9 protein-coding genes are annotated in these 8,402 nt (G+C 34.6%); 4 read left to right on the top strand and 5 right to left on the bottom strand.

The window, feature by feature from the left end:
* Nucleotides 1–267: 267 nt before the first annotated feature.
* Nucleotides 268–444, bottom strand: coding sequence for an aspartyl-phosphate phosphatase Spo0E family protein (locus CD31_RS22825; protein ID WP_004224595.1), 177 nt, complete (start codon nucleotides 442–444; stop codon nucleotides 268–270).
* Nucleotides 445–536: 92 nt separating this feature from the next.
* Nucleotides 537–725 carry a hypothetical protein gene (locus tag CD31_RS03280; RefSeq protein ID WP_016992451.1) on the bottom strand — a complete coding sequence of 63 codons (189 nt, stop codon included), beginning with the start codon at nucleotides 723–725 and terminating at the stop codon, nucleotides 537–539.
* Between the two features lie 123 nt (nucleotides 726–848).
* Between CD31_RS03280 and CD31_RS03285 the strand changes: the two genes are divergently transcribed.
* From CD31_RS03285 to CD31_RS03295, 3 genes are all read left to right on the top strand, one after another.
* Nucleotides 849–1,037 (top strand): YkvS family protein, encoded by a 189-nt coding sequence (locus tag CD31_RS03285; protein WP_004224583.1) that lies wholly within the window; start codon nucleotides 849–851, stop codon nucleotides 1,035–1,037.
* Between the two features lie 79 nt (nucleotides 1,038–1,116).
* Nucleotides 1,117–1,734 carry a CPBP family intramembrane glutamic endopeptidase gene (locus CD31_RS03290; protein ID WP_036075766.1) on the top strand — a complete coding sequence of 206 codons (618 nt, stop codon included), beginning with the start codon at nucleotides 1,117–1,119 and terminating at the stop codon, nucleotides 1,732–1,734.
* 61 nt (nucleotides 1,735–1,795) lie between these two features.
* Nucleotides 1,796–2,485: a hypothetical protein gene (locus tag CD31_RS03295; protein WP_036075768.1), complete on the top strand. Its 690-nt coding sequence runs from the start codon at nucleotides 1,796–1,798 to the stop codon at nucleotides 2,483–2,485.
* An 86-nt stretch (nucleotides 2,486–2,571) separates the two neighbouring features.
* On the opposite strand, the gene CD31_RS03300 is transcribed toward CD31_RS03295, so the two are convergent.
* Both CD31_RS03300 and CD31_RS03305 read right to left on the bottom strand, forming a co-directional pair.
* Nucleotides 2,572–3,018, bottom strand: a complete 447-nt coding sequence (locus tag CD31_RS03300; RefSeq protein WP_016992454.1) for a MarR family winged helix-turn-helix transcriptional regulator — start codon at nucleotides 3,016–3,018, stop codon at nucleotides 2,572–2,574.
* Between the two features lie 122 nt (nucleotides 3,019–3,140).
* Nucleotides 3,141–4,508: an ATP-binding protein gene (locus tag CD31_RS03305; RefSeq protein WP_238542750.1), complete on the bottom strand. Its 1,368-nt coding sequence runs from the start codon at nucleotides 4,506–4,508 to the stop codon at nucleotides 3,141–3,143.
* 310 nt (nucleotides 4,509–4,818) lie between these two features.
* Between CD31_RS03305 and CD31_RS03310 the strand changes: the two genes are divergently transcribed.
* Nucleotides 4,819–6,558 (top strand): B12-binding domain-containing radical SAM protein, encoded by a 1,740-nt coding sequence (locus tag CD31_RS03310; protein WP_036075770.1) that lies wholly within the window; start codon nucleotides 4,819–4,821, stop codon nucleotides 6,556–6,558.
* A gap of 341 nt (nucleotides 6,559–6,899) precedes the next feature.
* Here CD31_RS03310 and CD31_RS03315 read toward each other — a convergent pair whose 3' ends face one another.
* The gene (locus CD31_RS03315; RefSeq protein WP_036075771.1) at nucleotides 6,900–8,255 is read right to left on the bottom strand and encodes a TrkH family potassium uptake protein; all 1,356 of its coding nucleotides are present in this window, start codon (nucleotides 8,253–8,255) and stop codon (nucleotides 6,900–6,902) included.
* Nucleotides 8,256–8,402 lie beyond the last annotated feature (147 nt).

Below are 8,402 nucleotides of genomic sequence, written 5' to 3' on the forward strand. Positions count from 1 at the left end.
CTCTCTGTGAGAGTCTAACTCTATATCTTTTCAGTTTAGGTGAAGGAAAGAAATAATTCAAACTCTTCCCACAACTTGTACTAAAATTTATATGTAGGGCATATATACCGAATAAGCAAAAAAAAGAGAGCAAGTGATTGGGGGATCACTGCTCTAAAGGGGGAAATGAGAATGTTGCTGTGTTCATAGTAAGTTATTCCCCATAGAAATGCATTTTAAACATATATGTTAAAATGTTTTTTTACTCTGAATACTGGAACAATCTTTTTAGTCTTCTTGGTCTTTTTCTTCTTCAAATGCCATCTGTCTATAATAAGTATTCATTAACTGATCTAATCTGCGACTCAGTTGAATGGTTTTTGCATTTTGTAACCCGTTTTCTACACCTGAGCGAATCATCATCTCACGAGTTTGTTCCATTTGTTTCAAGAGTAGATTGACCATTCATACAACCCTCCACACACAAATAATCATACCATTATTATACATTTATATTTCATTTCTTACAGCATTAACTTACGACAATGTTCGACAAATTAACTTCTTGGTGTTTCAGTATAAGTATAGATAATTCGTCCATTTTGCTTGGCCTCACCTCTAAAATGTTTAAATAATGGGTGTTTTACAAGTATTTCACGAAATTCGTAAAATTCTTCCTTTTGAATTTCAATACTTTCTCTTTCCCCATTTTGTAATTGTTTAAGCATATTTTCGTATTTTTCCATGAACTTTATTCCTCTCTTTGCCTCATTTGTGTAATAAATTATGAATTATTTAAAAAAAGCTTTACGTTTACCAATTTTTCATGCAAACTGTATATTATTAGTCGATGAAGGAGCTGACTGTCTGTGAAAATAGCTGAAGTTGGAAATATTATCGAGTTTAAAAATGGTCTCCAAGGTATTGTAGAAAAGGTAAATGAAAATTCGGTGATCGTTAATTTAACATATATGGAGAATTTTGATTCCCTTGAAATTGAAGAAAAAACGGTCGTCAATCATAAACGATATAAAATTTTATATACTAATGAAGCTTAATAGTCTGAATAGTCCCTATTTGTCTTAATAGATGATAAGGGACTATTTTTTTGATAAGATTAGGGTATGGAGGTCGAATATGCTAACAAATTCGAAACAAACAATACTATTTCTCCTTTCTTTATTATTCGTTTATGGCATGCTTGCTTTTACCTTTGCTAACCAAGCGGTATTTTGGTACATGTATGCATTCACTCTACTAGTATGTATTGCCATTGCCATTTTAGCTGGCTCCATCGAAGATCAATTACCTACATGGCAATTTTTACTCTTTGGTATTGGATACGGTACCATCACATATGGTATTATTCGCTTTGGTTACTGGCTCGCTCCATATATTAATAATAACTTAGTACAATCCGTTCAAAAATTTTTAGCAAGCTACGGACCACAAAATATTTGGCACTATGTTTTACTCGTATTTATCGTTTCCATAGGTGAAGAATTATTTTGGCGTGGTTATATCCAACAACAGTTAAAACGCTTTATGCGCCCAACTTTGGCTGTCATAGTTACCGCAGTATTATGTGCTGTCTCAATTGCCCTAAGCGGATTTATGCTTGGTGTCATTGCTGCACTGGTAACAAGCATTATTTGGGGCTTCTTATATGAATGGCGTAAAAGTATGCCACTTGTTATTGTAGCTCATGTCGTTTTTGTACTATTATTATTTTTAGTGTTGCCTTTAACATCATAACATTAATATTTGGAAACATTTTATCTTTACTAACGTTTAATTTAGAAAAGGAGGGTTTTTTATGCAAAAAAAATTAGTTTCTATTCTTGCATTATTACTAACAGCCGTATTAGTTGTAGGTTGTAATACATCTGATAAAACAGGGGATTCAGATGCTCAACAAAATGAGCCATCAAATACTGCTGCCGATCAAAAACCATCTGGAGATGATACAGCAGGTGAATCAAATGAGGAAGAAGAAGATACACCTGCAGCAAATGATACAAATACAGAGGATGCTAAACAGCCTCAACAAGATGTGAAATACGTCCAAAAGGGTGTAGATAAAACAGAAAAGGCAACTGAATCAGCAAGTGTTGATCAAAGCTATAAACTACAACAGCTTCCTGGATTTACACTGACACAAGAAGAACCTGGTAAAGACATGTTAGTGTCAAATGATGATGATGAAGTGTTTATGCGTATTGAAACAATTGAAGCTTCACAATCGAGCTTTGAAGAAGTAAAAACAACTATGCAAGATTATATGAACGCAGTGGGTGAAACAGTAGCTCTAACAGCTGAGGAATTAGCAGCATTTAAAGATGTTCAAAATATCGAGGGTTATGTTGTGGACTTCGACACTGAGAAAGTAATTGGGGTTGTATTTGAGAAAGATGGTCTCATTACGAAATTAACTATTCATGATAATGATGAACAAGATTTAACAGATGCTATGCTTAATATGGCAGCAACTATATCTAAAAAATAATAAAATGCTAAGGACGATAGACTATTGTCTATCGTCCTTACCTTTTCATCACAAAAAAGTTGTCTCAAATCAATGAGACAACTTTTTTAATAAGATAGGTCCTTTATAGAAAGGCCTATTTTCTTCAATAGCGTAATAGCTTGTTCTTTTTCTTCTGATGAAAGTACACTCATTAATTCATGCAAATGCTGCTCATGTTTTGGGAACAGCTCACCCATAAAGGCTTCACCTTCCGAGGTGATTTCTGCATACGTAACACGACGATCAGCAGGACAAGATACTCGTAATAAGTAACCTCTCTTCTCCAGCTTATCAATGACATACGTAATAGACCCACTGGCTAATAAAATTTTATTGCCAATTTGCTGTAATGGCTGTCTTCCTTTATGATAGAGAAGTTCTAGAACAGCAAATTCAGTTGGGTTTAAACCATTATCCTGAAATAATTGATGTGTTGTTTCATTAATTGCTTTTAGTGCACGTGACAATACAATATATAATTTTAAAGATTGTTTTAGATCTTCTGACGGCATATTCTTTTCCTCTCACTTCGCTCTTTATACATGACATTATAGCGACATTAGAAAAGCATTGTCAAAAGCAATATATGATTTAGAAGGTTTTGTTGTTCATTATGCAACCATTTCTACTCTCTTTATGTTACTAAATAAGCAGAATCTTTTGTGGATACTTCCATTGTATCCAGCTGATTGAATGTGTAAATTGGAAACTGCAGATGGAAGCATGTCCCCTTCTGTAATTCACTACTAACACCGATTACACCTTCATGCTCTTCAATCACCTTTTTCACGAAAGCAAGGCCCAGTCCTGTCCCTGATGATTTTGTCGTGTAAAAAGGCTGGAATAGGTTTTGAAGTGTCGTGCTGTCCATGCCAACACCTTCATCTTTAATCATAAGTTCGACAATCGCACAGTCATTTGTTGCCATTTCGACGGTAATCGTTCCACCATTATTCATGGATTCCATTGCATTTTTAATTAAATTCATCAGCACTTGTTTTAATCGATTCTCGTTGCCGCCAATATATACTTGATTAGAAGTTGAAATATACTGAATCATAATATTTTTCATGAGTGCATCAGGTAGCATAAACTCAATGACTTGCTTTACAATATGATCCAGTTCTAATAATTCCACTTTCATCGTTGTTGGCTTTGACAATACTAATAATTCGGATAAGATTTGTTCCATCCGTTGAAGCTCACTGTCAATAACAGAGAGATACATGCGTGATTCATCATCAGCATTTAACTTTAGTAATTCAGTAAAACCCTTTAAAGAAGTTAATGGGTTACGAATTTCATGCGCAATGCTCGCAGCCATCTGTCCAACAACGTTTAAGGCTTGCTGATGCTCAACTTTATGCTGAAGTTGCTTTTTCTCTGTTTCATCATTGATAACAGTGACAATAATATTATTGTATTCATCAAAAATACTTGAAATTTCATAATAGCAAGTTCTGCTTACTTGTGTTTCGTCGACTACATGAATGCTTGCATGTTTTTCACCCATTAGCTTAGAAAGGTAGGTTGTAATTTGCCCTTTTTTCAATGTAAAAGAATCAAATATATGCTGATGCGCTTTATGAAGGAGCTGTGAATTTTCAACTTTCAGAAACATTTCGGCATACTTATTAAGCCCAAGAATAATACCACTAGCGTCACTAACAATAACAGCATAAGGTAAGTAATCGTAGGCATTAAAAGATTGCGCTCTCTCATGTGCTTGACTAACATATAATTTATGGGCAACATCATCATTCAATGTTGAAATTTGCGCAACAATTTCCTCTGTATTGGGATCGTAAAAACATTTGAAAGATAACATTTCGTAGTCATTTCCAACTGTGCGAATATTGAAAATTTCCTCTGAACGTAAATCATTTTGTAACTGTTTGACGAACTTAGTCCATTTAAAATTAGATGGCTCGTCCATAGCTAAATAGCCAATATAGGTTAAATTAAGATTGAAAAGCTTGATAGCAGCCTCATTGACGTTCAAAATTTTCCCTGCTTTATTGAGTATAAGTGTTGGTGACGAAGTACTTTTCATAAGATTTCCAAAACATTGATTAATATCATTTTGCTTCAACTTTCTCACCGAACCTTTCAAAAGAGTAAAAAACCTCTAAATCGAATTTTGAGCCTTTACTATACTTTATGACAGCACGATTCTATTATTACAAAATTTAGTAAATTTAAGTATTTTAAATTATTTCACGAACTGTTCACAAAATAAATAGGTAAAAAGAATTATATTGTATGTCAGATACTTGACTGATACAATAGGATGTTGAAAGGAAGATTATTGCATGAATACTATTTTAACTACTTTAAATGCAAAGTATATTCACACAAATTTAGCATTGCGCTATTTGAAAGGCGCAGCTTTACCGGAGTTTAATCCAATTATAGCAGAGTATACTATTAAAGACCCTGCTTTTAATATTGTATCAGATTTATTCCAAAAAAAACCTGATATCGTTGGATTTAGTTGCTATATCTGGAACATCGAAGAAACAATTCACGTGATTAAAATGTTAAAAACTGTCTGTCCAAATGTTAAAATTTTGCTCGGGGGACCTGAGGTATCTTATGATTGTCACCATTGGTTACGTCGAATACCTGAGGTAGATTTCATTGTGATGGGTGAAGGAGAAACTTCATTTAAACAATTACTGCGCTACTTCCACGGTGAAATATTGTTAGAAGATGTTCCTGGTATTTGTTATTTAGAGGATGAGAAAGTCAAGATTCACGCTATGCCGCCTAAAATTGATTTGCGTGAATTACCAAGTCCATTCCGTTTTGAGGAGGATCTTCCCCATCTAGGTAAACGAATTCAATATATTGAAACAAGCCGAGGCTGCCCATTTAGCTGCCAATTTTGTTTATCTTCTATTGAAGTTGGTGTCCGATACTTTAACCGTGAAAAAATAAAAGAGGATATTCGTTTCTTAATGGATAACGGAGCTCGAACAATTAAATTCGTGGATCGTACCTTCAACATCAGTCGTAGCTATGCAATGGAAATGTTCCAATTTTTAATTGATGAACACAAACCTGGCGTGGTATTCCAATTTGAAATCACGGCTGATATAATGCGCCCTGAAGTCATTCAATTCTTAAATGACAATGCACCAAAAGGTTTGTTCCGATTCGAAATAGGTGTTCAATCAACAAACGATTTAACAAATACTCTTGTAAAACGTCGTCAAAACTTTGAAAAGTTAAAGCGAACAGTAACCATGGTGAAAGATGGCGGAAAAATAGATCAACATTTAGATTTAATTGCTGGTTTACCAGAGGAAGATTACGCTAGCTTCCGTCAAACATTTAATGATGTTTTTGCAATGCGACCAGAGGAATTACAGCTTGGCTTTTTGAAACTTTTACGCGGCACAGGACTTCGATTAGAAGCCGAAAAGTTTGGCTATACCTATGTGGATCTATCACCTTACGAAATCTTTTCAAATAATGTACTAACTTTTGATGATATCGTTCGCATTAAACATGCAGAGGATGTTCTTGAGAAGTATTGGAATGATCACCGTATGGATCATACGATTGAATACTTAGTTACAGAGGTCTTTGATACACCATTTGATTTCTTCCAAAATTTCGGAACATATTGGGAAACAAAAGGTTGGTCTCGTATTGGCCATCAACTGGAGGATTTATTCCGCCGTTTATTAATGTTTTTAGAAACGATTGATAATGTGAATTTAAACATTGTCCAGAGTTTAATGCAGCTAGATTACTTAATGGCTCAGCAGTTCCAACCACGGAAGCTGTGGTGGAATGAGCGTCCTACTGAGGAGCAGCAAAAAACTCTTTACCATGCTTTACGAGAAAATCCAGCTATCGCAGGCGAGGAATTTGCTAACTTTAAGTTAACTGAAAAAGAGTTGTTTAAGCATACCTTGATTATCCCTCATGCACTTGACTACCAAGAGTTTGCAAATGGCAAAATTGTACAAAAAAATGGCTATCTGTTAACCTATTTCCGTCATGGCCAAGCGCCTTATTTTGCAACAATCTACTCTAACTAATAAGAAACGCTAGTCCTGTAATAACTATCAGGACTAGCTTTTTTTCTTACTTAAACGATTCTTAAATCCTTAAAGCAACAATAAATACCGCTTAATTTGTACTTTCTGCACGTCAGTCATTCGGTTAGTTAAGTATTCACAGTCACCCTCGTTAATATAGGTCAAATTCCTTAAACAAAGATTGATAGAACTTTGTAAAAAATGCCCAAAAAGTATTCAATCCAATCAGGAAATAAAAGTTTAAATTTTATGAATATTTTATGACAAGATAATAATTTCTTACTTTTATAGAGGTATACGTTGGAATTATTCCTTACTTAATGCCCGTATACTTTAAAAATTTAACCAATAATTACTCGTTCCTTCGGATAATGGAAGCCTGATTTCTTTCCTCTTCCGCCTCCTCCAAGTGTATAAAGGAATGAAATTAATCCAACTCGACCAATAAACATTAAAATAATGATAATGATTTTACCAACCACTGATAAATCAGATGTTATGCCTAACGACATACCACATGTACCGAACGCTGAAGTAATTTCAAAAATAATTTGGATAAGAGATGCTTGTGGCTCTGTTATAAGCAAGATCAGGGTTGCTACTAATACCATGAAAAAGGCTAATAAAATGACGACAAATGACCGGAAGACATCAATCAAATGAATTTCTCGTCCAAATACTTGAATATCCTCTCTTCCTCTAGCAAAGGTAATTAAGAATAAAATGGCCAAGGCAAACGTTGTGGTACGAATCCCACCACCTACTGAACTTGGGGAAGAGCCAATGAACATCAGGAAGCTCATGAATATATCTGTTGCTTCACTAAAAGTCGTGACATCGTAAGTAGTCAGTCCAGCTGATCTCGTTGATACAGAATGGAACATTGCTGAAAATAATGCCTCATGCCAAGACATTTCCTTAAAAGAATGGAATGATTCAAGGAGTAAAATGACAAGCGCACCAACTATAAATAAAATGGCGTATGTTGAAGTAGTGATTTTAGTAAATAAACTAAAACGGAAATTCTCGCGTCGATTAAGCAAAAAAGTCTTCAATTCAATTAATACCGGAAAGCCGATAGCACCTAATACAATCAGTACCATGGTAACCATTTGTACAAAATAATCATCATGGAATGGGAGTAAGCTCATGCCCGTAATATCGAAACCACCATTTGTTGTAGCAGAAATAGAAGCAAAAATTCCATGTAAAAAGGCTTCTTCTAATGTGTCAAAATAATTCGTAAAATGTAGCGTCAAAATAATGGTACCTGTTAATTCTATGCCAAATAAAATTTTTAAAATTTCGCGGATTAATTTAACAACACCAGAGACACTATACTGGTTATGATCAATCATGATTAACTGACGCTCACGCATCCCTATTTTTTTCCCAACAAGAAGCCACACAAAGGTACCAAGTGACATAATACCAATGGCGCCTAACTGTAAAATAACAAGAATCATTACAAGCCCAAAGGTTGTATAGGTTTCCGAAATATTAATCGTTGTTAACCCTGTAACACTTACTGCACTTACTGCCGTAAACAAGCTATCTAAAAAAGAGACTTTTACCCCTTCTTGATGAACGCCTGGAAGCCGTAATAACAGGAAGGAAATCGCTATCGCTATAAAATAATAAGAAACAAGTACCTGAAATGGTGTGACTAGTTTATTTGATGATTTTTTCCAAGGCACTTTAACAACTCCTCCCACATATGATGCCCAACTAGATAGATTATAGTATAGAAAAAATACATAAAAAAAGAAAGAGGAATAGTGATAACTATTCCTCCCAGACTGTAGACAAAAGCCATCGAGAGGTTCACTCTCGATGGCTTTTGT

The organism is Lysinibacillus boronitolerans JCM 21713 = 10a = NBRC 103108 (genome assembly GCF_000772935.1).
GTDB lineage: Bacteria > Bacillota > Bacilli > Bacillales_A > Planococcaceae > Lysinibacillus > Lysinibacillus boronitolerans.